Origin of the sequence: Prosthecomicrobium pneumaticum (genome assembly GCF_014199915.1) — a bacterium.
Lineage (GTDB): Bacteria > Pseudomonadota > Alphaproteobacteria > Rhizobiales > Kaistiaceae > Prosthecomicrobium > Prosthecomicrobium pneumaticum.
In genome coordinates this window covers 73,507-95,707 of the sequence record NZ_JACHOO010000010.1, presented here as the reverse complement: position 1 = coordinate 95,707, position 22,201 = coordinate 73,507, and the positions used below count along the sequence as shown (strand labels likewise).

General features: G+C 69.7%; 21 protein-coding genes. 7 read left to right on the top strand and 14 right to left on the bottom strand.

Annotated features, from left to right (window positions below):
- The first annotated feature begins 97 nt into the window (after window positions 1-97).
- The 4 genes from GGQ63_RS19300 to GGQ63_RS19285 all read left to right on the top strand — a co-directional run bounded on the left by GGQ63_RS19300 (window position 98) and on the right by GGQ63_RS19285 (window position 4,471).
- Complete coding sequence (locus GGQ63_RS19300; protein ID WP_183858248.1) at window positions 98-865, top strand: TylF/MycF/NovP-related O-methyltransferase; 768 nt, start codon at window positions 98-100, stop codon at window positions 863-865.
- Between the two features lie 14 nt (window positions 866-879).
- Window positions 880-1,767 (top strand): hypothetical protein, encoded by an 888-nt coding sequence (locus GGQ63_RS19295; RefSeq protein WP_183858247.1) that lies wholly within the window; start codon window positions 880-882, stop codon window positions 1,765-1,767.
- Between the two features lie 35 nt (window positions 1,768-1,802).
- Window positions 1,803-2,993 (top strand): glycosyltransferase family 2 protein, encoded by a 1,191-nt coding sequence (locus GGQ63_RS19290; RefSeq protein ID WP_183858246.1) that lies wholly within the window; start codon window positions 1,803-1,805, stop codon window positions 2,991-2,993.
- A 461-nt stretch (window positions 2,994-3,454) separates the two neighbouring features.
- The gene (locus tag GGQ63_RS19285) at window positions 3,455-4,471 is read left to right on the top strand and encodes a glycosyltransferase family 10 domain-containing protein (protein WP_183858245.1); all 1,017 of its coding nucleotides are present in this window, start codon (window positions 3,455-3,457) and stop codon (window positions 4,469-4,471) included.
- A 25-nt stretch (window positions 4,472-4,496) separates the two neighbouring features.
- Here GGQ63_RS19285 and GGQ63_RS19280 read toward each other — a convergent pair whose 3' ends face one another.
- The 9 genes from GGQ63_RS19280 to GGQ63_RS19240 all read right to left on the bottom strand — a co-directional run bounded on the left by GGQ63_RS19280 (window position 4,497) and on the right by GGQ63_RS19240 (window position 15,228).
- Entirely contained in the window at window positions 4,497-4,811 is a 315-nt protein-coding gene (locus tag GGQ63_RS19280; protein ID WP_183858244.1) for a hypothetical protein, read from the bottom strand.
- A gap of 70 nt (window positions 4,812-4,881) precedes the next feature.
- Window positions 4,882-6,390 (bottom strand): aldehyde dehydrogenase family protein, encoded by a 1,509-nt coding sequence (locus GGQ63_RS19275; protein ID WP_183858243.1) that lies wholly within the window; start codon window positions 6,388-6,390, stop codon window positions 4,882-4,884.
- Window positions 6,387-6,869, bottom strand: coding sequence for a (2Fe-2S)-binding protein (locus tag GGQ63_RS19270; protein ID WP_183858242.1), 483 nt, complete (start codon window positions 6,867-6,869; stop codon window positions 6,387-6,389). The genes GGQ63_RS19275 and GGQ63_RS19270 overlap by 4 nt, the downstream gene beginning before the upstream one ends.
- Window positions 6,866-10,102, bottom strand: coding sequence for a molybdopterin cofactor-binding domain-containing protein (locus GGQ63_RS19265; protein ID WP_343061221.1), 3,237 nt, complete (start codon window positions 10,100-10,102; stop codon window positions 6,866-6,868). The genes GGQ63_RS19270 and GGQ63_RS19265 overlap by 4 nt, the downstream gene beginning before the upstream one ends.
- A complete protein-coding gene (locus GGQ63_RS19260; RefSeq protein ID WP_246429882.1) occupies window positions 10,099-10,974 on the bottom strand; it encodes an aromatic ring-hydroxylating oxygenase subunit alpha in 876 nt (291 codons plus the stop codon). The genes GGQ63_RS19265 and GGQ63_RS19260 overlap by 4 nt, the downstream gene beginning before the upstream one ends.
- Complete coding sequence (locus GGQ63_RS19255) at window positions 10,974-12,350, bottom strand: amidohydrolase family protein (protein WP_183858240.1); 1,377 nt, start codon at window positions 12,348-12,350, stop codon at window positions 10,974-10,976. Before GGQ63_RS19255 ends, GGQ63_RS19260 begins: the two co-directional genes overlap by 1 nt.
- Window positions 12,351-12,549: 199 nt before the next feature.
- Complete coding sequence (locus GGQ63_RS19250) at window positions 12,550-14,121, bottom strand: GMC family oxidoreductase (protein WP_183858239.1); 1,572 nt, start codon at window positions 14,119-14,121, stop codon at window positions 12,550-12,552.
- A gap of 1 nt (window position 14,122) precedes the next feature.
- Window positions 14,123-14,731 carry a thiamine pyrophosphate-dependent enzyme gene (locus GGQ63_RS19245; RefSeq protein ID WP_183858238.1) on the bottom strand — a complete coding sequence of 203 codons (609 nt, stop codon included), beginning with the start codon at window positions 14,729-14,731 and terminating at the stop codon, window positions 14,123-14,125.
- A complete protein-coding gene (locus tag GGQ63_RS19240; protein ID WP_183858237.1) occupies window positions 14,728-15,228 on the bottom strand; it encodes a thiamine pyrophosphate-binding protein in 501 nt (166 codons plus the stop codon). Before GGQ63_RS19240 ends, GGQ63_RS19245 begins: the two co-directional genes overlap by 4 nt.
- Before the next feature lie 320 nt (window positions 15,229-15,548).
- Here GGQ63_RS19240 and GGQ63_RS19235 point away from each other — a divergent pair, with 320 nt between their 5' ends.
- Window positions 15,549-15,770 carry a DUF2798 domain-containing protein gene (locus GGQ63_RS19235; RefSeq protein WP_183858236.1) on the top strand — a complete coding sequence of 74 codons (222 nt, stop codon included), beginning with the start codon at window positions 15,549-15,551 and terminating at the stop codon, window positions 15,768-15,770.
- Window positions 15,771-15,773: 3 nt separating this feature from the next.
- Here GGQ63_RS19235 and GGQ63_RS19230 read toward each other — a convergent pair whose 3' ends face one another.
- Window positions 15,774-16,697 (bottom strand): LysR family transcriptional regulator, encoded by a 924-nt coding sequence (locus tag GGQ63_RS19230; protein WP_183858235.1) that lies wholly within the window; start codon window positions 16,695-16,697, stop codon window positions 15,774-15,776.
- Window positions 16,698-16,784: 87 nt separating this feature from the next.
- Between GGQ63_RS19230 and GGQ63_RS19225 the strand changes: the two genes are divergently transcribed.
- Entirely contained in the window at window positions 16,785-17,297 is a 513-nt protein-coding gene (locus tag GGQ63_RS19225; RefSeq protein ID WP_183858234.1) for a nucleoside deaminase, read from the top strand.
- On the opposite strand, the gene GGQ63_RS19220 is transcribed toward GGQ63_RS19225, so the two are convergent.
- From GGQ63_RS19220 to GGQ63_RS19205, 4 genes are read right to left on the bottom strand one after another with little or no spacing between them, the layout of a single operon-like run.
- Window positions 17,273-19,072, bottom strand: coding sequence for an adenine deaminase (locus GGQ63_RS19220; protein ID WP_183858233.1), 1,800 nt, complete (start codon window positions 19,070-19,072; stop codon window positions 17,273-17,275). The two genes, GGQ63_RS19225 and GGQ63_RS19220, sit on opposite strands and share 25 nt — an antisense overlap.
- Window positions 19,073-19,101: 29 nt before the next feature.
- A complete protein-coding gene (locus GGQ63_RS19215) occupies window positions 19,102-19,731 on the bottom strand; it encodes a glutathione S-transferase family protein (protein ID WP_183858232.1) in 630 nt (209 codons plus the stop codon).
- Window positions 19,728-20,414 (bottom strand): Rieske 2Fe-2S domain-containing protein, encoded by a 687-nt coding sequence (locus tag GGQ63_RS19210; RefSeq protein ID WP_343061219.1) that lies wholly within the window; start codon window positions 20,412-20,414, stop codon window positions 19,728-19,730. Before GGQ63_RS19210 ends, GGQ63_RS19215 begins: the two co-directional genes overlap by 4 nt.
- Window positions 20,415-20,439: 25 nt before the next feature.
- Window positions 20,440-20,673, bottom strand: a complete 234-nt coding sequence (locus GGQ63_RS19205; RefSeq protein ID WP_183858230.1) for a hypothetical protein — start codon at window positions 20,671-20,673, stop codon at window positions 20,440-20,442.
- Window positions 20,674-21,076: 403 nt separating this feature from the next.
- On the opposite strand from GGQ63_RS19205, the gene GGQ63_RS19200 reads away from it, so the two are divergent.
- Window positions 21,077-22,201, top strand: a complete 1,125-nt coding sequence (locus tag GGQ63_RS19200) for a BMP family ABC transporter substrate-binding protein (RefSeq protein ID WP_183858229.1) — start codon at window positions 21,077-21,079, stop codon at window positions 22,199-22,201.

The following is a 22,201-nucleotide window of genomic DNA, read 5'->3' as shown; positions in this document are numbered from 1 at the left end:
CTCTGCATTTCTCTCCGTCGCTTGTCGCTGCCGGCGCAATTGTCTATGGCAGCCTCGTTCGGCGTGGGATGGTCTGCCCGACGGGAGACGGACACGGATGGACCGTGACGAGGACAACCTGCTCGGCTTCACCCGCGCCTTGAGCGACAGCGAGCGGGCTGCACGGTCCGAATTGACCAGCCTTTTCGATGGCTCGCCGATACCCGCGAATGAGCGCCTGGACAATCTCGGCCTCCATATGGACCACCTGGCGCTGGGGCGCGCGCTGTTCATGGATCATCTCTACCGGTTGATCCTCGGCATGCCGGGCGTCGTCATGGAACTCGGTTGTCGCTGGGGCCAGAACCTTTCCTTTTTTCTCAACCTGCGTACTCTTTACGAACCGACACATTATTCCCGCAAGATTATCGGCTTCGATACCTTCACCGGCTTCGTCGATGTGGCGGCCGAGGATGGCGACAGCGTCTATGCCCGCCCGGGCAATGTGCGGACGACGCGCGGCTACGACGCCTATCTCGAACGCGTGCTCGCCGCGCGCGAAGCCATGGCGCCGCTGTCGCACAAGCGCAAATTCGAGATCGTCACCGGCGACGTTCGGGAGACCCTGCCGCGATATCTGACCGCTCACCCGGAAACGATCGTCGCCCTCGCCTATTTCGACATGGATCTGTTCAGCCCGACGCGCGATGCCTTGGTGGCGCTCCGGCCTCGACTCGCCCGCGGCAGCGTCGTCGTCCTCGACGAGATCAACGACGCCGGCTTCCCCGGGGAGACCACGGCCTTGCGCGAGGTGTTCGGGCTGAACGGGCTGGCTCTGCGCCGCGTTCCCTTCCTGAACGGCCCCGGCTATTTCGTAGTCGAATAGGAACGAGCAGACGAATGTCGCGCGTTCATATCGCGGTGTTCGACCGCACGCCTCAATGGACCATCATGAAGGAGGACATCTATACCAGCCTCCTTCATTGGCTGTCCGAGATCGGCCATGTCGCGACGATCGAACTTCGATCCCTCGAGCGCAATGCCATCAATATCATCGTCGGCCTGCAGTATCTGACCCCCCAGGAGCTCGATGACATCGCGAATTCGACCTACGAGTACGGCGTTTTCGATGTCGAATACATCGCCGCGGGCATGGTGAATTTCAAGCCGGAGACGTCCTGGCTTTTTGCCGATCGGGCGCGGCCATTTCTCAGTCGCTGCCGCTTTTTCTTGTCGTATTTCGAGGAAAGCGCGCGCCTCATGGCGGATCTGGGCATTTTGTCCCGGCGGATCATGCCCGGTTATGTGAAGTTCTTCGAACCGGGCGCGACGATCGGCGAGAGCGACAAGACGATCGATGTCTATTTCTTCGGCAATGTCGATGCGCATCGCGCCGGCCTGCTGCGGCGGGTCGAGCGCGCGGTTCCGGTGCTGACACAGACCCCGTCCCAGGTCACGCCGCTGTTTCTGCGCAATGCGCGTGCCGCGCGGGCGAAGATCGTCCTCAGCCTGGGGCGGGCAGCGCCCTTCACGCATATCGGCCCGATGAGGCTGGTGGAGATGGCGCATCTGCGCACCTTCGTGCTGTCCGAGATGCCCGCGCGGCCGCAACCGGAGCTCGACGGGCTCTGCGCCTGGTGGACGGCCGATGAGGACCCGGGCGAAGTGGTCCGGGCCTGGCTCATGGCCCCCGAGCGCCGCCGTGCACGGGCCGAGGCGGCCTTCGAACGGGTCAAGGCCTTCGATCCCCTGACGCCGCTGGCCGAGGCCTTGGAGGCGGCACGGTGAGCGCGGGACCCGAGCGACTGCGCGTCGCCGCCATCATGATGATCCGCGACGAAGGCGATATCATCGAGGCGAACATCCGGCATCACGCCCGCCTGGGGGTCGATCATTTCGTCGTTCTGGACCACGGTTCGGACGACGCGACCGCCGATATCCTGCGCGCCCTGACCGATGAGGGGTTGCCGCTCACGGTCCTTGCCTATGCCCGTGACGCGGAGATCGAGCTGGCGCAGTGGTATGCCGCCCTGTTCGCCGAGGTGCGCGCGCGGCAAGCCGATATCGTCCTGCAGATCGACGGTGACGAGTTCTGGCATCTGGCGACCGGCAGCTTCGCCACGCTCGACTGGAGCGTGCCGGTCATCACAGCGCCGCGCTTCAACATGTTCGCCCCCCGCGCGGCGGTCGGGTCGCCGGAAAGCGCAGCGCGGACCCATGTCTATCGCGCCCGCCGGCCCTTTCCTCCCGACGACTACCGCAGCCGGGTCGTCCGGGGCGATCGCGAGATCGCGCTCGACTATCCGGTTCATATGGTCCGCCTCGAACCCAAGGTCGCGTTCCGCCTCAGGGACATGGGCGAGATCATGACTGCCGGGCACGGGATCATTTCGCATTCCGGGCAGATGCTGCAGCCGAAGCCCGATGGATCGGCGACGATTTTCCACTACCCGCTGCGCAGCTTCGAGCAGTTTGCAAGGAAGGTCGCCGCCTTCGGTGCCCTCTTCGAGAGCCATCCCGAACTCCATCGCGGACTGTCCTGGCAGACACGCTACCTCTGGGAACTCGGGGGACCGGACGCATTGGAACGCTCGTTCCTCGCCTGCTTTCCGGACGAGGCGGAGCTGCGCCGTCTGCTCGACGACGGCGTGCTGGTCCGCGATACCCGGATGGCCCGCGATCTCGCCGACGGTCCCGGAACCCTCGACGAGGAACTCGACCGGCTGGTCGCAACCGCCGATCGCGTCGTCATGGACCTGATCGAGGAGCTCTCGGCCGAACGGCAGAGCGCGGCCCGGATGAGCGTCGAAAGGCAGCAGGCGACGAGCGAGCGGGATGTCCTCGCGGAGGAACGGCGCGGGCTGACCGACGCATTGAGCGACACGGCCCGGGACCGTGATGCGCTCGCCGCCCGATGCGCCGCCCTGTCCGCCGAGCTGGAGCAGATGCGCCATCGCGCCGCGCGGCGATGGTCGGCGAGATTGAGGGCGTGGATGCACCGCGGGCCGGCCTGAAGCCCCGTCGACCTGCTGCTCAAGGCGGCGCGTTGGCCCGAGCCGACGGCACGGGCGGCTCGCGCTGCGGCCGGTTCTGGTGCCCGGCCCCACCCATGCCGCCCTTCTCCTCCGCGCGCATTCCGCGACCAGCGACAGTGGCGACGGGCGATGGATCTCGCGGTTCGTCTCGAGCGGCGGGCGATCGACTGGGGAGCGTGTCGCCGATCTCGCGGCGCGCCGGGGAACTGGTGCCGGCCTGCGGAGCGGGCCTGCACCATCTCGCACAGGGGCCCGACCCCCTGCCCTTCCGGCCGACCGGCCTCTGGATGCTCTGAGCGGCGTGCACGGCAGGCGGCCGGAGTTACGAAGGGCATTGGGACGCGTGCCGGCAGCGTCTCGATGCGCTAGAGTCTGTGCAGCGTTGCAACCGGGTTCCCGGCTCCCCCGATCGTGCCGCGATCGATGAAACGGACTTTCTGATGCCCATCCGCGTCTTCCGTGCCAATCCGATCGCGCATGGTGTGTTCGGCGAGGGCAAGGTCCATCGGGAATTGACGGAGGCCGGCATAACGGTCGTGCCGGATGTCGAAGACGCCGACATCGTCCTTTCGGACAATCCGAAATGGCTCGACCGGTACAAGACGCTGCCGCGCCGCTTCGCGGTCTATACCTACGAGCCGCGCTTCTGCACCGAACACCGCCCGATCGTCTGGCGGGAGGGCTTCTCCTCACCGATCCACGTCATGGACGTCTACACGCGGGACGTCTTCATCGACCAGTTCCTCTATATGGGAACGGGCGCGGCAGAGCCGGAGATCGCGCTCGACACCCTGATGGCCCGGTTCTCGGCGAAGCCGAAGAACACGGCGGCCATGCTCGCCGGCTATCGCGCCGCCACCGAGATCCTCATTGCCGGGCTGCCGCGCACCAAGGGACCGGTCGACATCGACCTCTGCGCCCTCCGCCAGGACATCGCCCGGGCGATGAAGGCGGGCGCGGGCATCGATATCTTCGGGCGGAAATGGCCGGACGGGCTCGCCTCGGGCGAACACCGCGCCGGCCCCTGGCACGCAGTGAAACTGGATCTGCTCGCGAACTATCAGATCAATGTCTGCCTCGAGAACACGCGCTATCCCTTCTATGTCAGCGAGAAGCTCTGGGATGCGACGCAGGCCGGCTGTCTGCCCGTCTATCACGGCGCCGACAACCACATCTACGAAGTATTCCCGCGCGACAGCTTCTTCGAGGTGGCGGGACAAACGCCGGAACAGGTCGCCGCGGCACTCGCCGCGATGCCGGACGACGAGCGGGCCGACCGCTACGAGCGGTGCGCGCAGACGCTCGTCCGGGTGAACCGGGATCGGCCGGGCCCGGTCTCACGCGCCGCGCTGCGGGTCCGGGTCGCCCGCTTCATCGAGCGGGTGATGGAGACGCCGCTCTTCGGCGGAGCGGAGCCGGCATCGGGACCTGCCGCAGCATCGGCCGGCGCGGCATAGCGCCCGGCGATCCGCGCCGCCGCGGTCAGCCCGCCTCCGCCGCGTCCTCTTCTTCTTCTGCCTCCGTCTCGTCGTCGGTCGGACGTGGCCGGCGGCGGCGCTGCAGGAGGCGGAGGATCAGCCCGTTGATGCCGAGCGCGACGGCGAGCAGCGCGAAATTGACGAGGAAGACGCCGCTGTCGATCCAGTTGGTGAGAATGAAGCTCCAGGGGAAGCCGAGAAACAGCAAGAGCACGCCGGCCGCAGCATTGGTCTCGGCGAGCCCGAGCAGGCCGAGCGGGACGAGCACCAGCGCGAAGGCGGCGACCGCACAGTAGATCCAATAGGCCAGCCGGCGCATGCTCCCTCCGGAACGACGCCCCAACGGGGGCCGGATTGCCGCTCCGGTCAAGAGGGTCGGCGGCCGCAGGTCAGAGGATCGCGCAGACGGTCTTCGACTCGAGATAGTTGTCGAGGCCGTTCGCTCCGTTCTCGATGCCCCAGCCGCTCTCCTTCCACCCGCCCTTCGGCAGCTCCGGCGAGAAATAGGAATGGCCGTTGATCCACACCGTGCCGGCGCGGATCGAGCCCGCCATGCGGTGCGCGGCGGAGAGGTCCCGGGTCCAGACACTCGCGGCGAGCCCGTAGCGGGTGTCGTTGGCGGCGGCGATCGCCGCCTCGTCCTCCTCGAACGGCGTCACAGCGACGACGGGGCCGAAGATCTCCTCCCGCATCAGCCGCATGTCGGGTCGCGCGCCGGTCAGCACCGTCGGCTCGTAGAAGGTCGCCGCGTCCCCCGCCCGCTTGCCGCCGGCGACGATCTCGACGCCCGCGCCAGCCCCTTCCGCGACATAGGCATCGACCCGCTCGGCCTGCCGCGCGCTGACGAGCGGACCGAGATCGACCTCCGGATCGAGGCCATGGCCGAGCCGCAGCCTCGCCGCCTCCCGCGCCAGCCCGTCGACGAGCGCCTCATAGATCGGCCGCGCCGCATAGACGCGCGAGCCGGCGACGCAGACCTGGCCGGCATTGTGGAAGATGCCGCGCGCCACACCCGGCAAGGCGAGCGAGAGATCGGCGTCCGCCCGCACGATCACCGGCGACTTTCCGCCGAGTTCGAGCGTCAGCTTCTTCAGATTGCCGGCCGCGGCAACGACGATCCGCCGGCCGGTCGCGGTCGAGCCGGTGAAGGTCACCTTGTCGACGCCCCCATGTGCGGCGAGCGCCGCGCCGACCGCGCCGTGACCCGTCAGGATGTTGACGACGCCCGCCGGCAGCCCGGCCTCGATCATCAGTTCGCCGAGCCGCAGCGCGGTGAGCGAAGTGTCCTCGGCCGGCTTCAGGACGACCGTGCAGCCGGCGCAGAGCGCCGGGGCGAGCTTCATCGCCGCCATCAGCATGGGCGAGTTCCACGGCACGATCGCGGCGACCACGCCGACCGGCTCGCGGCTCGTATAGGCGAAGACCTTCTTGCCGGGCGGCTGATAACCGATCGAGGTCGGGATGGTGGTGCCGAGGAGCTTGGTGGCGAAGCCGGCGTAATAGCGGAACTGCTCGGCGGCGGCGGGGATCTCGCCGAACCGGGCGGTGCGGAACGACTTGCCCTGATCGAGCGTCTCGATCTCCGCGAGTTCGTCGGCATGCGCCTCGATCGTCTCGGCGATCCGCCACAGCAGCCGGCCGCGCGCCGAGGGCGTCATGCCGCGCCAGAGATCGCCCTCGAAGGCGCGCCGCGCTGCGTCGACGGCCGCATCGACCTCGGCGGCGCCGGCCTCGGCGAGCGTCGCGAGCAGCGCCCCGCTCGCCGGATCGTGGCTCTCGAAGCGATCGCCCGAGCCCTCGACCCAGGCGCCATCGATCAGCAGCCGCTTGTCGGGCGCCGCGAGGAAGGCGCGCGCGCCCTCCGTCTTCGGCGCGGTCGGACGGAGATGGAGCGTCATGGCGAAGGAGCCTCGCGCAGTCTCGCCGCGGCGGCGAGCGCGCCGCGAAGGATCGAATGATAGCCCGTGCAGCGGCAGAGATTGCCCTCGAGCGCCGCGCGGATCGCCGCCTCGTCCGCGTCGCGGTCGGCGGTGAAGAGCGCGGCGAGGGCGACCGTGAAGCCGGGTGCGCAATAGCCGCACTGGAAGGCGTTCTCGTCCACGAGCGCCGCGCGGATCGCGGCGGCGACCGGCAGCCGGTCGAGCCCTTCCGCCGAGACCACCGCCGCGCCGTCGAGCTGGAAGGCCATGACGAGGCAGGCATTCGCCGGCGCGCCGTCGACGAGCACCAGGCAGGCGCCGCAGCGGCCGATGCCGCAGCCGGGTTTCGCCGCCATCAGGCCGTGCTCCTCGCGCAGAAGATCGAGGAGCGTCGTCCCGGCCGGCCCGTCGAAGACGGCATCCGCGCCGTTGAGGGTGAAGCGCACCGTCTCGTTCATCCGGCACCCTCCAACGCGTCGAGGACCGCCTCGGGCGCGATCGGCGTCGTCGCGGGCCAGAGGCCGGTCGCGTCGGCGATGGCCGCGGCGATCGCCGGCGTCACCGCGCCGATGCCGAGTTCGCCGACGCCGCGGGGCCCGAACGGATCGCCCGGATCGAGATCCTCGAGCGCGAAGGTCGTCATCCGCTCCGGCGCATCGGCGATCGAAGGCATCAGATACTGGTCGAGGTTCTTCTCGAGGAAGACGCCGCCGGACGTCCTCATGTCCTCCGTCAGCGTGAAGCCCAGCCCCTGCACCGCGCCGCCCTCGATCTGGCCCAGATAGCCGGCGGGATCGACGATCGGCCCGGCCGCGGCGTGCTGCTCGATGTCGGTCACCCGCACCATGCCGGTGACGCGGTCGATCGCGACGCGGGCGAGCGTCGCGCCGGAGATGAAGAGGAAGCGGGCATTGCCGCGGGTGTAATCGGTCTTCGGAAACTCGAAGGCCGCGCTCGCCTGCGGCAACGGGTCGAGCGAGGCGGCGAGTTCGGCAAAGCCGATCAGCGGCGCCGCGTCGTTCGCCCGCCGGTCGCGGATGCCGCCCGGCGCGACCGCGAGATCGGCGGGGTCGCGGCCGAGCCGCAGCGCGGCGGCCGCGACGAGATCCGCGGCGAGCGCCGGGCCGGCGGTCCGGGCCGTCTTCCAGGCGACGAAGGTCGCGCGCGCCGCGGTGGTCGAGCCGGATTCCGGCGTCAGCGCCGTGTCGCCGACGATCGGCCGCACGTCGTCCCGGTCGCAGCCGAGCGCGCCGGCGACGACCGCCTGGATCATGGCGAGCGCCCCCTGCCCCATCTCGTCGAAGCCGAAGGCCGCCTCGATCTTGCCGTCCGGCGCGAGCGCCAGCCGCCCGCCGCCGGGATCGGGCGGAATCGAGCCGAGGCCGGTGCCCTGATAGTTCATCGCGAAGCCGATGCCCGTGATCATCGCGCCATCCCCGGAGAGGCCGCGCGGTGCGGCCCACAGAGCGCTCGCCTCGGCGGCCGCGAGCATCTCGTCGAGCCGCTCGCTCGGTCCGACGGTCTGGCCGAGATAGCCCGGCGTCCCCGGCCGGCGGAGCGCACGGCGCCGCATCTCGAACGGATCGAGCCCCGCCCTTTCGGCCAGCCGGCCGATCTGGCACTCGATGGCATAGGTCATCTGGTTGGCGCCGAAGCCGCGGAAGGCGCCGCAGAGACCATTGTTCGTGTAGACGAGCCGGCCGCGCGTTTCGACATGCGGGATCCCATAGGGTCCGCAGGCATGTTCGAGCGCGGTTTCGAGCACGCCCGGCCCGAGCGAGGCATAGGCACCGGCGTCCGCGACGACGTCCACCTGCTGCGCGACGAGGCGGCCCGCCGCATCGCAGCCCGTGCGCATGCGGATCGTCATCGGATGGCGCTTCCAGCCGGAAAGGACGGACTCCGCCCGGTCGAGCTGCAGCCGCACCGGGCGGCCGGACTTCAGCGCGAGCAGAGCCAAAGCCGGCTGCACGGTCAGCTCGTCCTTGCCGCCGAAGGCGCCGCCGGTCGGGCTCGTCACGACGCGGATCTTTTCTTCGGGAAGCCCCAGGATACGGGCGAGCTGCATCCGGTCGCGCAGCGCATACTGGCCGCCGGCGAAAACCGAGAGGCCGCCATCCAGCTCCGGCCGGGCGAAGCCGCCCTCGGTCTCCATGAAGCCGTGCATCTGGCGCGGCGTGAGATAGGTCGCCTCGACGATATGGGCGCAGCCTTCCCAGGCGCCGGCGAGATCGCCGCGCACGAAGTGCAGGTCGGTCAGGAGATTGCCGCCTTCGTGCACCCGCGGCGCATCCTCGGCGAGCGCCGCCTCCGGATCGGTGACGACCGGCAGGTCTTCATAATCGACGCGGATGAGGGAGAGCGCCCGCTCCGCCGTCGCGGCGTCGACCGCGGCCAAGGCCGCGACCGGCTCGCCGGCGAAGCGGACCCTGTCGGCGGCGAGCGCCGGCTGGTCCTGCACCACGATGCCGAAGGCGTTCTCCCCCTTCACATCCGCCGCCGTGACGACCGCCCGTACGCCCGGCAGGGCCTCCGCCGCGCCGACGTCGATCGCCCGGATGCGGGCATGCGGCCGGCCGGCGCGCAGGATGCGGCCGATGAGCATATCGGGCGCGCGATGTTCCGTCAGATAGCGGAAGCCGCCCTCGACCTTCGCCTGAACATCAGGCCGGATTCTCCAGCGATCTCCGAGGCTTCGATGCGAGACCTCGACTTCCTCGGGAAGAGCCCTCACCCTGCCCTCTCCCGCGAGCGGGAGAGGGATCGCTCTGTCTTCTGCTCGCACGCCCTTCACGGGAAGCGCGCGGCCCTGCCCCCTCTCCCCGCCTGCGGGGAGAGGGCCGGGGTGAGGGGGGAATGCGCCACCGAGACCGGCGACGATCGCATGTGCCGCCACCCGCCTCCGATAGGAGCGAGAGCGCCAGCCGTCGTCAGCCGCGTCGATCTCCTCGAGCAGCGCCCCGCGGAGCGCGTGCCAATCAGCGGCGCCGACATCGCATCCGACGAGCAGCGCCTCGCTTTCCGCGAGCCGTCGCGGCCGGTTCGGCCCGCCGCCGACCGCGAGGCGGGCCGCGCCGATCCGGCCGTCCGGACCGATGTCGAGCGACGCCGCGACACCGATCACGCTCGGCGTGAAGGCGGCCCGGCGGCCGATCTTGCGGGCCGTCTCCACCCTGCGTGGAGACGGCTTCGGCAGCAGCACGGCGACCACAATCTCGCCCGCTGCCGGGGGCGCCGCGAGCCAGGCCGCGAGCGGCACCGTCCGTTCGCCCGCAGCCGAGGCGAGGACCAGCGCCGCGTCGAGCGCCAGCAGGGCCGGGATCAGGCAGCCGGTCCGCCCGGCGATATTGCCGCCGAGCGTGGCCCGGGTACGGATCGGCGGCGCGGCGACGGAGCGGAGCGCGGCGAGAAGAAGCGGGGCGCCGGCCGCCGCGTGCGGGTCGTGCTCGAGCGCGGCGAGCCGGGCCGCGGCGCCGATCCGCAGCCCGCCATCCGGTTCCACCCCGCTGCCGGAGAGCGCCGCGCAGCGGGTGAGATCGACGAGAAGCCCCGGCCGGGCGGCGCCGGCCGCCCAGTCGAGCTGCAGCGCCGTCGCCCCTCCGATCGGCACGGCCCCCGGCATGGCCGCGGCGGCGACCGCCTCGGCGAGCGTCGCCGGCCGCAGGACCGAGAAGCCGGACGCGGCCGTCACGCCGCCTCCGCGCCTTCCGCTGTGCCGAAGCGCAAACCCTTCTCCTTCAGCCAGCGGCGATAGGCGACGGAGGAGAGGTCGGCGCGGGTCGGCAATTCCGCCCGCGGTTCGAGCGGCAGGAGAAGCGGCCGCTGGTTCTCGACGATGATGCGATCCTGCAGGAAGATCACCTGCTCGAATTTCAGAAGCTCGTTCTGGCTCGACTGCGCGTCGACGAGATACATCACCGGCTGCGCCCGGCAGAGATCGGCCTCGAGCGGCTGGATGAAGAGGGCGATCGCGTCGAGCCGGTTCGGCGAGGAGGGGCAGACGCGGTAGAGCATGACGACGAAGGGCGACGGCACGCGATAGGTCAGCTGGACGAAATCGCCGGCGCTCTCGGTCGCCGCGATGCGCGACTGGAAGAAGGTGCAGTTGGTCGCCCAGACCTCGTCGACGTCGCGGCGGATCTCGCTCTTGTACTGCGGCACCTCGGTGTGCGGTTCGGCGCCCAGAATGTTCGTGTGCACGAAGGGGAAATGCGCCATGTCGAGGAAATTCTCGACGATGCGCAGCCCCGAGGCCCGCATCGTCACCCAGCCGCAGACGACGACGCGGCGGTCCGTCTCCTCCGCCTCCTCGATCGGGAAGAGCTCGCGCTCCGGCCGGCCGAGCGTCGTCCACAGGCATTCGTAGCGCTCGCGCACCGGCAGGGCCGTCCCGAGCCCGCCATCGGCGGCGATCTCCCGGACGATCGGCACGCCGTCCTCGCCGCGGCGATAGACGATCTCCTGGCCGAGCAGGCGGGTCCGCCGCGGTTCGGTGCCGAGTGCCGCGAGCGTCTCGATCGCATACCACTGATCGAGCGCGACCGGATCGGTGGTGCGCGCCATCAGCCGCCCTCCGTCCATTGCTTGGAGCCGGTCTGATGGTCGGCGAGCCACGCGGCGCGGCGGGCGAAGAGGCCCGGCGCGAGACGCCGCGCCTCGGCGATGATCGCGGCGAGATCGCCGGAGAGGAGCCGGCCGTTCTCGACGAGGATGCGGCCGTCGACCATCGTCAGATCGACGTCGGAGCCGCGCACCGCGTGGACGAGATTGTGCTGCAGGTTGAAATACGGCCCCTCGTCGAAAAGCGGCGTCATGCGCGGCGTGTCGGTGCGGACCGCGATGATGTCGGCGCGCTTGCCGGGCTCGAGGGAGCCCGTCTCCGCCTCGAGGCCGATCGCCCGTGCGCCGCCGACCGTGCCCATCTTCAGCACCTCCCAGCTGTCGAGCGCCGCCGCGTCGAGCGCCCGCAGCTTGCCGAGCAGGGAGGCGGCCTTCAGCTCTTCGAAGACATCGAAATTGTTGTTCTCCTTCTCGCCGTCCGTGCCGAGGCCGACCGCGACGCCGTTTGCGAGCATCGTCTCGACGAGCGCGATGCCGCTCGCGAGCTTCATGTTGGAGATCGGATTGTGCGAGACGCTGCCGCCGTGCCTGGCGAGCGTCTCGATCTCGCTCTCGTCGAACCAGACGGCATGGGCGAACATCACCTTCGGCGCCTCGAAGAAGCCGAGCTTCTCGAAGGCGTGCACCGGGCGGACACCGTAGCGCTTCTCGAACTCGGGCGGCTCGATGTTCGACTCGGACAGATGGGTGTGGAAGCCGACGCCGTATTTCTTGGCGAGATCGATGGCGCGTGCCTGCCCCGCCTCGTCGGCATAGAAGAGGTGCTCGAGGCCGACCCAGACATTGATCCGGCCGTCGGCCTTGCGATGCCAGGTCTCGATCACCCGCTCATTGTCGTCGAGCGTGTCGAAATAGTCGTAGTCGGGATGTTCGCCGACATAGGGAACCGCGAGCAGGCGGATGCCGAGCGCGTCGGCCGCGCGGGCGCTCCCCTCCATGAAGCGCCACATGTCGACGAAGGTCGTCGTGCCCGACAGCAGGGATTCGGCGTAGGCGAGCCGCGAGGCGGCTTCCGCCTCCTCGGCGTTGAGCACGCGGTGCATCGGGTTGATGTGGAGCGTCAGCCACTCCCACACCGGGAGATGCTCCGCCGTGCCGCGCAACAGTCCCGAATGGGCGTGCGCGTTGATGAGGCCCGGCATCAGGAGCCGGTCGCGCAGACGCTTCACGGTCGCGTCGGGATGCGCGGCCTCGAGCGCGGCGCGATCGCCGACCGCCGTGATCGCCGGTCCCTCGATCAGCACGGCGCCGTCGAGGAGCACCCGGTTGGCGGCATCCATGGTGACCACCTGATCGGCGGCGAGGAGGAGCTTCGTCATGAGGCCTCACGGAGCGCGACAGATACGGTCGGAACGAGGCGGGCGGCGTCCGCCGGCCGGGGAGGTTCGGAGAGGGGGGCGTTCGGCATGGGGGGGTGCAGGTGCCGCGAGGACGAGCCGAGGCTCACCTCGGAACCGCCCCCCTCTCCTGCCCTCTCCCCGCAAAGGGAGAGGGAAACATTCACCTCCGCCGTCGTCATCAGGCCGGCCCCAGGATCAGGTCGGCGGCCCGTTCGGCAATCGCGACCACGGGGGCATGCGTATTGCAGGAGGGGATGACCGGCATCACCGAGGCGTCGGCGATCCGGAGACCCTCGACACCATAGACGCGGAGCGTCGGATCCACCACTGCGGCGTCGTCGATTCCCATCGCGCAGGTGCCGGAGGCGTGGAAGAACGTGCCGCAGCTCCGCCGCACGAAGGCGATCTTCTCCGCCCGCGTCAATCGCCGGTCGGGCGACGCCGGCCGAAGCGCGAGATCGCGATAGGCCGGGGTGTCGACGAGGTCCATGACGAAGTCGATCGATTCGACGAGAGCCGCGAGATCGGCGGGCTCGGCGAGATAGTTCGGCTGCAGTTCGACATCCGCCCGCGCCGGGCCGTGCACGGTCATCCGGCCGACGCTCGCCGAACGCATCAGGCCGGGCGAGATGGCGAAGCAGTTCTCCGGCACGTCATAGTCCGCGATCACTTCAGGCCCGGCGTGGCGGCCCTGAACGATGAAGGCGTGCAGGTCGGGCTGGGCGAGATCGGGCCGGCTCTTCCAGTTGATCATCGCGCCGCCGCCATTGTCGCGCACCGGGCCGAGCGGCGCCCTGGCGACGAAGTTCATGCCCATCAGGAGCGGATGATCCTGCAGATTGCGGCCGACGCCCGGCAGAGCCGCGACGACGGGCGCACCGAGCCGGGCGAGATCGACCGGATCGCCGATGCCGGAGAGGAGCAGGAGGCGCGGCGTGTCGATCGCGCCGGCGGCGAGAATCACCTCGACACGCGCGATCGTGCGGTGTTCCACGCCGCCGACGCGATGCCGGAGGGCGACGCAGCGATCGCCTTCGAAGTCGAGCCGGGCGACCTCCGATTCGCAGAGCACCGTGAGATTGCGCCGGCCGAGCACCGGCCGCAGATAGCCGTCGGCCGCGCTCCAGCGCCGACCGGCGGTCGCGTTCAGATTGGAGAGCGCGGCGCCCTCGTTGGTCTCGCCGTTCGGATCGTCGATCACCGGCAGGCCGAGCGTCGCCGCCGCGTCGAGCAGCGCGGTCGCGATCGGATGCGGATCGCGCGGCCGCTCGATCCTGAGCGGCCCCCCGGCGCCGCGCCATGCGTTCGCGCCGCCCTCCCAATCCTCGGCCCGCCTGAAATAGGGCAGCAGGCTGGCGAAATCCCAGCCCGTGGCGCCGGCCGCCGCCCAGGCGTCGTAATCGGCCGGATGGCCGCGATACCAGAGCATGGCGTTGATCGAGGACGAGCCGCCGAGCACCTTGCCGCGCGGCAGCGGAATGACGCGTCCGTCGCAATGCGGCGCCGGGGCATAGTCGTAGCCCCAGTCGTAAGGCCCCTTGAAGAGCGAGACCCAGGCGGCCGCATTCTCGATCGCGGCGATGCCGAGATCGCTCGGACCGGCCTCGATCAGGAGCACGGTGGCGTCGGACCGCTCCGCGAGGCGCCGGGCGACGACCGATCCGCCCGATCCGGCACCGACCACAATGTAGTCGTAGGCCGCTTCGAGCGGCCGTCCGCCTTCCCCGCCGATCTCCGCCGGACGCGCCATCTCAGTTGTGCTCGCTCGGCCCCATGATGACGATGCCTTCGGTCTCCTCGACGTGCCGGACGAAGATGTATTTGTCCTCGCGGCCGTCGGAATGCTTGCGCTTGATGCCCGGCTGGACGCCGCCCGACACCTTGGCGACGACGATATAGGGCTCCTCCGCGGCGAGCCCTGCGGCGCAATGCGCATCGAAGTCGTCGAGCGTCGTCGCGGTGAAGGCCTTCTCGACGCCGGCGCCGCGGGCGATCGCCGCGAGATCGACCCGGCCGCTCGCCGTGTGGGTCGGCGGGCCGCCGATCGACTGGTAGCTCTCATTGTCCCAGACGACGACGAAGAGGTTCTTCGGCTGCTCGTTGCCGAGCGTCGCCAGGATGCCGAGATTGAAGAGCAGGCCGCCATCGGTATCGAGCGAGACGATGCGGCGATGCGGCAGGCCGACCGCGAGGCCGAAGGCCTCCGGCGTGACGCAGCCGAGCTGCTGCTGAAACAGGCTCGCGGCGCGCATGTGCGGCGCGGCGTTGTACCACTCGTCGACGCTGCCGCCGAGCGACAGGATGACGAGTTCGTCCGACAGCCGGGCAGCGAGCGCCTTCATGCAGTCGTAGCGCTTCATCGCACGATGCTCCCGCCGAGGGCGACAGCCGAATGGTAATAGGAGGAATAGGACCAGGCATAGGCGTCGACGATCGCCCGCTCGATCTCCTCCTCCTGGCGCACGACGCGGTAGGGCACGCGCAGTGCATCGAGCACCGGCTCCATGGTGATGCCGTGCGGGATCGCCCACCAATTGTTCTCGCCGAGTTCGCCGCGATAGCTCATCAGCATGACGACCGGGATGCCGGCCCCGAGCCCCATGCGGGCGAGAGGCTCGACCGAGGCGCGCAGGCCGGAGTTCTCCATGACGAGTGCGGCCCGCTTGCCGGAGAGGAACACCCCGCCGCAGATCGCGGCACCCTCCCCCTCATTGGTGACGCGGATGGTACGGATGTCGGGATCGGCGTCGAGCGCCGGATAGAGCTCCTTGAACAGGGAATCCGGCAGGTAGCAGACGACCGAAACACCGGCCCGCTTCAACCCTGCAATGACCCTCTCGACAGCACTCGCCTTCACGCCGCACCTTCCGCTCGTTCCGTCCGCAGGCGAGCGTCGCAGGGGGAAGATGTTCTGGATAGAGGCTCATTATCGATACCGATGATGCGTCGAGCGCAACATCTTTCCGGCACCGCCGTAAGCGGATGCCTTGACGGAACACCTCGCCACACCTAATTTTCGGTCGTCGAAAAGATTCAGGCCGGTGCGGTTAGTCCGGCCCCCGCGATCAGCGGGATTTAGTCGCACGTTCTGTGCGAACCCACGGCATCGACCCGATTTTTTTCGGGCGGTGCGTGATGGGTTGATCCTCACGTCCGCCCGCCTGTCAGGAGACGGACATGACCACCAGGAAGACCCTCATCCTCGCCCAGATCTTCATCACGTTCATGATGGCGTTCGCCATGTCGGGCATCATGAGCATGATCGCACTCGGCCCGACGCTGCACTGGCTGTCGGTCTGGCCGAAGCAATTCCTGATCGCGTGGCCGATCGCGTTCTGCCTGACGCTTGTCGTGAGCCGGCTCGGCTTCACACTGGCGGCGCGCCTGACGCGGGTGTGAGGTCTACCGCTCCGCCAATCCGTCCACAGTCCGCGCCAGCATCGCCGCGAGCCCGTCGGCCGCTTCCGAGATCTCGGTCTTCGAGCGGGCGATGAGGACGAGCTTGCGCGGCTTCAGCCGCGGATCGCGCAGCGGCACGAAGACGAGACGGCCGGCGGCGATTTCCTCTTCGACGCCGACCCGCGTCTGCAGAGCGACGGCGAGGCCGCGCGCGGCGAGATCGGCCATCAGGCCGATCGAATTGGTGCGGGCCCGGCGGACGAGATCGACCGCCGCCCCGTTGAGCGCCTCCTCGATCGACGGGCCGAGCGTCAGGCTCTGATCGGAGAAGACGACCTTCTCGCCGGACAGGTCGAAGAGGCGCAGCGCCGGCCGCGCCGCGAGGCGGTGGCCGGGCGGCAGCAGCGCGCCGAGCTCGAGCGGCGCGCCGGCGAGGCGCTGCGCGTTCTTCGGCGTCCGCACGTCGAAGGCGACGGCGATGTCGCATTCGCCGTCCGCGACCGCCCCGAAGGCCTGCTGCGACCCCATCACCTTGACATCGACCGTGATCGCCGGATGACGCTCCCAGAGCGCGGCGAGCACGCCCGGCAGCAGGCCGCGCGCGACGCTCTCGACCGTGCCGAGCGCCACCGTGCCGCGCCGCAGCCCGGACAGGTCGTTGATCTCGGTCACGGCGCGGTTGAGTTCCGAGACGCTCGTCCGGGCGTGGTAGAGCAGCAGTTCGCCCGCGCTCGTCAGCTTCAGCCGCTGCCGGATGCGCTCGAAGAGCGGCGTGCCGATCTCCTCCTCGAGCTGGACGAGAACCCGGCTGATCGAGGACGGCGCGACATTGAGCAGCCGCGCCGCCTGGCGGATCGAGCCGACGCGGGCGACGAGCTGGAAATAGTGCAGCCGGGTCGAGACGAGGCCGAGGCGGTGCGGATCCATGGCGGGGCGCGGGTCTCAGCTGGCCTTGCGGGAAGCGTCCGCATCCGAGGATACTGGTCCGGACAGGGGACGAGGGAACGGGCGGACATGGCGGCGCGAGCGGACGACGAGATGCACCTGCGGCGGAGCTTCGCGGTCGCCCGCGCCGCGGCGGCGAAAGGCAACCATCCCTTCGGCGCCATCCTGGTCGGGCCGGACGGCACCGTGCTGATGGAGCAGGAGAACGCCTACAGCCCCCATCAGGACATGACGGGGCATGCCGAGCGTGTGCTGATGACCCGCGCCTCGATGGCCTATCGGCCCGACTTTCTCGCCGACTGCACGCTCTACAGCTCGGCCGAGCCCTGCGCGATGTGCGCCGGCGCCGCCTACTGGGCCGGCGTCGGGCGCGTCGTCTATGGCTGCTCGGAGGAGCAGTTGAAGGCGATCACCGGCGATCATCCGGAGAACCCGACCCTCGACCTGCCGTGCCGTGCCGTCTTCGCGGCCGGCCAGCGCATCGTCGAGGTCGTCGGGCCGCTCCTCGCCGAGGAGGCGGTCGCCCTTCATGCCGGCGTGTGGGACCGGGACGGCGGTCATGCCGGCGAGAAGAGCGGCTGAAGCGCCATCTCCGGAACGAGCACCAGGCCCTTGTCGGTGATCCGGATTTCCGGGATCACCGAGAGCGGGATCAGGTTGAAGCCCATATAGGCGATCGTGCAGCCGGCGGCCTCCCATTCGCGCTTCAGCGCCTGAACCTCCTCGGCGACCGCGGTGACGCGCTTGTCGGAGAGGAGGCCGGCGATCGGCAGGGCGACGAGCGCCTTGACGACGCCGTCGGCGACGACGCAGACGCCGCCCTGATGCGCCTCGATGGCGTCGAGCGCCACCTGCATGTCCGCCTCGCTCGTGCCGGCGACGATGATGTTGTGGCTGTCGTGCCCGACCGAGGAGGCGACGGCGCCGCGCTTCAGGCCGAAATTGGAGAGCAGCCCGTGCGCGACATTGCCGGGCGACTTGCCGTGCCGCTCGACCACGGTGACGAAGCAGAGACCGTGCCGGTCGAAATGGGTCTGCCAGTCGTTCGCCGGATCGAGCACGATCTTCTCGTGGGCGAGCGTGATGCCGGGCAGCTCGGTGCGGATCGCCGAGACCGTGACACGCTCGGTCGGCAATTCGGGCGCGAGCTTCAGCGCCTTCGGCAGCTTCACCGTCGCATAGGCCGCCTTCGGATAGGTGTAGCGGGTCGAGAGCGCCTCATCGAGCAGCGGCGTGATGCGGCCGTTCTCGACGACCAGTTCGCCGCCATACCAGGTGTGGGTCGGATCGAGATCGTCGTTCATCAGCACGAGGTCGGCGCGCCGGCCGCCGCCGAGACCGCCGATCTCGCCTTCCATGCCGTAGCGGGTGGCGCCGTGCAGCGAGCCCATCGACCAGGCCTGTTCCGGGCTCATGCCGGCCTTCACGGCCTCGCGCGTCACCCAGTCGAGGCCGAACATCAGCAGGTCGTCGGCGTCGCGATCATCGGTGCAGACCGCGACGCGCTTGTGGCTGGCGCCGAGTTCGGTGACCGCGCGTATCGCCTGCGGCAGCGAGTGCCACGGCGTCGTCGGCGGGCCGCCGCGCAGGAAGATCCAGACGCCGGCCTCGAGCAGGTCGTCGGCGATGTCGCGGTCGATCGCCTCGTGCGTGTCGGTGACGCCCGAGGCGGCGTAAGCGGCCACGAACTCCCGGCCATAGACGTGGCCGCAGACCGGCCGGCCGCGGGACAGCGCCGCGGCGATGATCGCGTGGCTCCGCTCGTCGCCGAGCGCGACGGGGACGAAGTCCATCTTCTCGCCGAGCGCAACGGCCTCCGGCCATTTGTCGAAGATCGCCGCGATCTTGTCGGCGGTCAGGTCGCCGCCCGCCGTCTCGAGCTCCGCCGAGGTGGCGGGCACGGTCGACGGCACGGTGAGGAAGATCGACAGCGGCGCCTGGCGCGCATCCTCGAGCATCGCCTCGACGCCCGCCACGTCCATCACATTGCCGATCTCGTGGCTGTCGCAGAAGATCGTCGTGGTGCCGTTCAAGAGCGCCGCCTCGGCATAGGCGCAGGCCGTCACCATCGAGGATTCGATGTGGATGTGCGGATCGACGAGGCCGGGGGCGAGGATGGCGCCCTGCGCGTCGTAGCGCCTCGCGCCGCCCTTGTGGGCGCCCGCCGGCTTCAGGGCGGCGATGCGGCCGCCGGCGATCCAGATCTCGCGCTCGGGAAGGAACCGCTCGGTATAGGTCGACAGCGCCCGTGCACCGGTGATCACGAGATCGGGGTCGGCGCGGCCGGAGGCGACGTCGGCGAGCCGGCGGGTCATCCCGGCGAGCGGGGCGACGGAGAATCGGGTGAGCGCGGCCATTTCGGAAGGTCCTCCTCGTCGGGTCGGCCTCAATGATAGTCGGGAATGCCCGGCATTGTCAGGAAGCCCGAGACGGCGCGCACGCGGCGGATCCAGCGCCGGAGCGCCGGGAACTCGTCGTGATCGATGCCGTAGTCGCGCGACAGGGCGAAGGCCGGGAAGAGCGCGAGGTCGGCGATCGTCGGTGTCTCGCCGACGAAGAAGCGTCCGCCGGAGAACTCCCGCTTCGTCATGTGGTCGTCCATCAGCCGGAGCGCGGCGCGCGCCGCGGCGACGACCGCGGCCTCGTCGGCCGGGGCATCGGTCATCGCATGCGCCCGGGCGCGCGCCGCGGCGGAGAGCTCGTCGACCGCGAAATGCAGCCAGCTCAGCACCGCGCCGAAGGCGGCCGGGTCGGCGGGGAGCCACGTGCCGCTCTCGTCGAAACGCTCGGCGAGATATGCGAGGATCGCCTCGGCCCCGGTCAGCAGCAGGCCGTCGGCGAAGAGCGCCGGCAGCGTGCCGCGCGGATTGAGGGCGAGGAACGCGGGGCCGCGGTGCTCGCTGCCCGGAAACATGTCGATCGCCACCGTCTCGTGCGGCACGCCGAGGATCGAGAGCAGAAGCCGGACCTTGTAGCAGTTCTCGTCGAGCGCGTAGTCATAGAGGACGAGACTCATGCGGCGGCCTCCGCAAGCGCCGACGCGCCTTCGAGCGCCCGGCGCAGCACCTCGGCAGCGCCGGCGAGCGCGACCCGGTCTTCCGCAGCGGGAGCCCCGACGGCGAGGATGTGCAGCGCCGTCCGTCCGGCGGCGAAAGGCTGCAGCGCGGCGAACAGGACCGGCTCGGGCGCGCCGAAGGCGAGCAGGCCGCCGGCATCGCCCGCAAAGGGGAGCGGCGCGCCGTCGGCGCCGGGAAAGCCGGCTCCGGCGAGCGCGGCGCGCACGGCCGCGACGGGCCGGTCGACATAGAGGCTGCGGATCGGCGTCAGGGCGTCGCGCGCGGCGGGCTCGGGCGCTTCGGTATGGGCGTCGGCCGCCCAGATCACCCCGGCCCGCTCGGCGACCCGGTAGGTTGCGACCTTGATCGTCTCCGGCACGTCGAGATGGGGATGGGCCGGAATGGCGCGACATTGGCCGGCGCCGTCGAATTGCCAGCCGTGATAGAGGCAGGCGATGCGGTCGCCGCGGACGAAGCCGAAGGAGAGCCGCATGCCGCGATGCGGGCAGCGGTCCTCCCAGACATGGGCGGCGCCGCCAGCGTCGCGCCACACCACGAGTTCCTTGCCGAACAGTTGCGTCCCGGCCGATGTGCCGGGCTCGATGCCGTCGGCGAGCGCGAGCGGATACCACCCCGCGGACATGGACATCCCCTTCCCCCTTCTCCTCTCAGTTCGGTCGGCGCAGCACGTCGAGCACCACGCAATCGATCGGCCCGAGGCTGCAGGCCATCTCGAACATCTCGATCAGTTCCTCCGCGCCGGCGACCGCGACTTCGATCCGCTCGGCGCCGAGCGCTCCGATCTCGGCGGCGATCGCCAGCCGGGCGGCGCGGTGACGCACGAATTCGGCGAAGCTCGCCGGCTCGAAGCGGCCGAGAAAGACATAGGAAGCCCGCGGCATGCCCTCTCTTCCACCCCGAGCGCGCCGTTCCGCGCGTCATTCGCTCAACTGTTGAGCATGTCTAGCCGCTAGGCAAGCAGCCTGCAATCCGCCTCGGCACGCAGCGCGACGAAGCGGCACACCGTTGTGTCCAGAACAACATCCCGATCCAGAAATTGCGCCTATGCGGAACACCGGCGAATTGCCAGCGTGATGAGCGGCGCAGCCGTCCGACAGCTCGAAAGCGGCGGAGGGCGCGCCCGGGCAAGGGGTGATGGAGCCGGGGCAGCGGCTCGGGCGGAGGCGGCGACGCCTCATGGCCCGAAGGTTGCTTCGTATCGGCCGATGCCGCGGGTCGAGCAGGGTCGATCGCGGCGGTCATCGCCCGGCGTCCGCCGGAGAACCAGAACAGAGAGGGTTCAGGATGATCGATCCGAGCGAGCTGTCTCGCCGCCGCTTCATGCAACTCGGGCTCAATGTCGGCGCGGCGGCCGGCGCGTCCATGCTGCTGCCGGGGCTCGTGCGGCCGGCGCGCGCCGCCCTCCCCGGCATTTCCGAGGAAGAGGCCGTGATCGCCTTCGGCCATGTCGGCCCGATCACCGATGAGGGCTGGACCTGGAGCCACCATCAGGGGCTCGAAGCGGTCAAGGCCGCCTATCCGAAGGCGAAATATCTCGAGGTCGAGTCGATCCCCTATTCGGCCGACGCGACGCGCACCTTCCGCCAGTTCGTCTCGGAGGGCGCCAACATCCTGTTCTCGACGTCCAATTACGGCGATTTCTTCTACGACGTCGCCAACCGTGCGCCGGACACCGCCTTCCTCGAATGCGACGGCCGCACGCTCGGCGACAATCTCGGCTGGTATTACGTCGCGCACTGGTGGCCGACCTTCGTCGTCGGCGTCGCCGCGGGCGCGCTGTCGAAGACCGGCAAGCTCGGCTATGTCGCGTCCTTCCCCGTCCCCTCGGTCTATTCCTCGACCAATGCCTTCCTGATGGGCGCGCGCACGGTGAACCCCAACGCGACGCTGCAGGCGATCACCATCAATTCCTGGTTCGATCCGCAGGCGGCGACCCAGGCCGGCACGGCGCTGATCGACAATGGCTGCGACTTCCTGTTCGGCATCATGGACGAGGCCGGCTATCTGCAGGTCGCCGAGCAGCGCGGCGTCTGGGCGGCGATGTGGAACACCGACATCCGCCGCTACGGGCCGAATGCCTATGTCTCGTCGATCATCGTCGACTTCAAGCAATACTATGTCGAGCAGGTGAAGGCGCGGCTCGAAGGCAAGTGGGCGCCGGCGGGCACCATCCTCAAGATGGGCGCGGGCGTCGACCGCGACGCCTGGGGCGCCAAGGTTCCGGCCGATGTCGCGGCGAAGGCCGATGCGGTCCGCAAGGACATTCTCGACGGCAAGTTCAACCCCTTCACCGGACCGATCAAGGATTCGACCGGCGCCGTGCGGGTGAAGGACGGCGAGGCGGTCGACGACGCCTGGCTCTACAATTGGGACTGGTCGATCGAGGGTGTCACCGGCGTTGGCTCGTAA

Excerpts from the sequence above, each read along its gene's own strand:
- GGQ63_RS19225 (WP_183858234.1), top strand. The coding sequence starts at position 16,785 with ATGGCGGCGCGAGCGGACGACGAGATGCACCTGCGGCGGAGCTTCGCG.
- GGQ63_RS19215 (WP_183858232.1), bottom strand. The coding sequence starts at position 19,731 with ATGAGTCTCGTCCTCTATGACTACGCGCTCGACGAGAACTGCTACAAG.
- GGQ63_RS19200 (WP_183858229.1), top strand. The coding sequence starts at position 21,077 with ATGATCGATCCGAGCGAGCTGTCTCGCCGCCGCTTCATGCAACTCGGG.
- GGQ63_RS19275 (WP_183858243.1), bottom strand. The coding sequence starts at position 6,390 with ATGACGCTCCATCTCCGTCCGACCGCGCCGAAGACGGAGGGCGCGCGC.
- GGQ63_RS19235 (WP_183858236.1), top strand. The coding sequence starts at position 15,549 with ATGACCACCAGGAAGACCCTCATCCTCGCCCAGATCTTCATCACGTTC.
- GGQ63_RS19245 (WP_183858238.1), bottom strand. The coding sequence starts at position 14,731 with ATGAAGCGCTACGACTGCATGAAGGCGCTCGCTGCCCGGCTGTCGGAC.
- GGQ63_RS19280 (WP_183858244.1), bottom strand. The coding sequence starts at position 4,811 with ATGCGCCGGCTGGCCTATTGGATCTACTGTGCGGTCGCCGCCTTCGCG.
- GGQ63_RS19260 (WP_246429882.1), bottom strand. The coding sequence starts at position 10,974 with ATGGCGCGCACCACCGATCCGGTCGCGCTCGATCAGTGGTATGCGATC.
- GGQ63_RS19230 (WP_183858235.1), bottom strand. The coding sequence starts at position 16,697 with ATGGATCCGCACCGCCTCGGCCTCGTCTCGACCCGGCTGCACTATTTC.
- GGQ63_RS19270 (WP_183858242.1), bottom strand. The coding sequence starts at position 6,869 with ATGAACGAGACGGTGCGCTTCACCCTCAACGGCGCGGATGCCGTCTTC.
- GGQ63_RS19295 (WP_183858247.1), top strand. The coding sequence starts at position 880 with ATGTCGCGCGTTCATATCGCGGTGTTCGACCGCACGCCTCAATGGACC.
- GGQ63_RS19255 (WP_183858240.1), bottom strand. The coding sequence starts at position 12,350 with ATGACGAAGCTCCTCCTCGCCGCCGATCAGGTGGTCACCATGGATGCC.
- GGQ63_RS19210 (WP_343061219.1), bottom strand. The coding sequence starts at position 20,414 with ATGTCCGCGGGGTGGTATCCGCTCGCGCTCGCCGACGGCATCGAGCCC.
- GGQ63_RS19220 (WP_183858233.1), bottom strand. The coding sequence starts at position 19,072 with ATGGCCGCGCTCACCCGATTCTCCGTCGCCCCGCTCGCCGGGATGACC.
- GGQ63_RS19250 (WP_183858239.1), bottom strand. The coding sequence starts at position 14,121 with ATGGCGCGTCCGGCGGAGATCGGCGGGGAAGGCGGACGGCCGCTCGAA.
- GGQ63_RS19205 (WP_183858230.1), bottom strand. The coding sequence starts at position 20,673 with ATGCCGCGGGCTTCCTATGTCTTTCTCGGCCGCTTCGAGCCGGCGAGC.
- GGQ63_RS19300 (WP_183858248.1), top strand. The coding sequence starts at position 98 with ATGGACCGTGACGAGGACAACCTGCTCGGCTTCACCCGCGCCTTGAGC.
- GGQ63_RS19285 (WP_183858245.1), top strand. The coding sequence starts at position 3,455 with ATGCCCATCCGCGTCTTCCGTGCCAATCCGATCGCGCATGGTGTGTTC.
- GGQ63_RS19290 (WP_183858246.1), top strand. The coding sequence starts at position 1,803 with ATGATGATCCGCGACGAAGGCGATATCATCGAGGCGAACATCCGGCAT.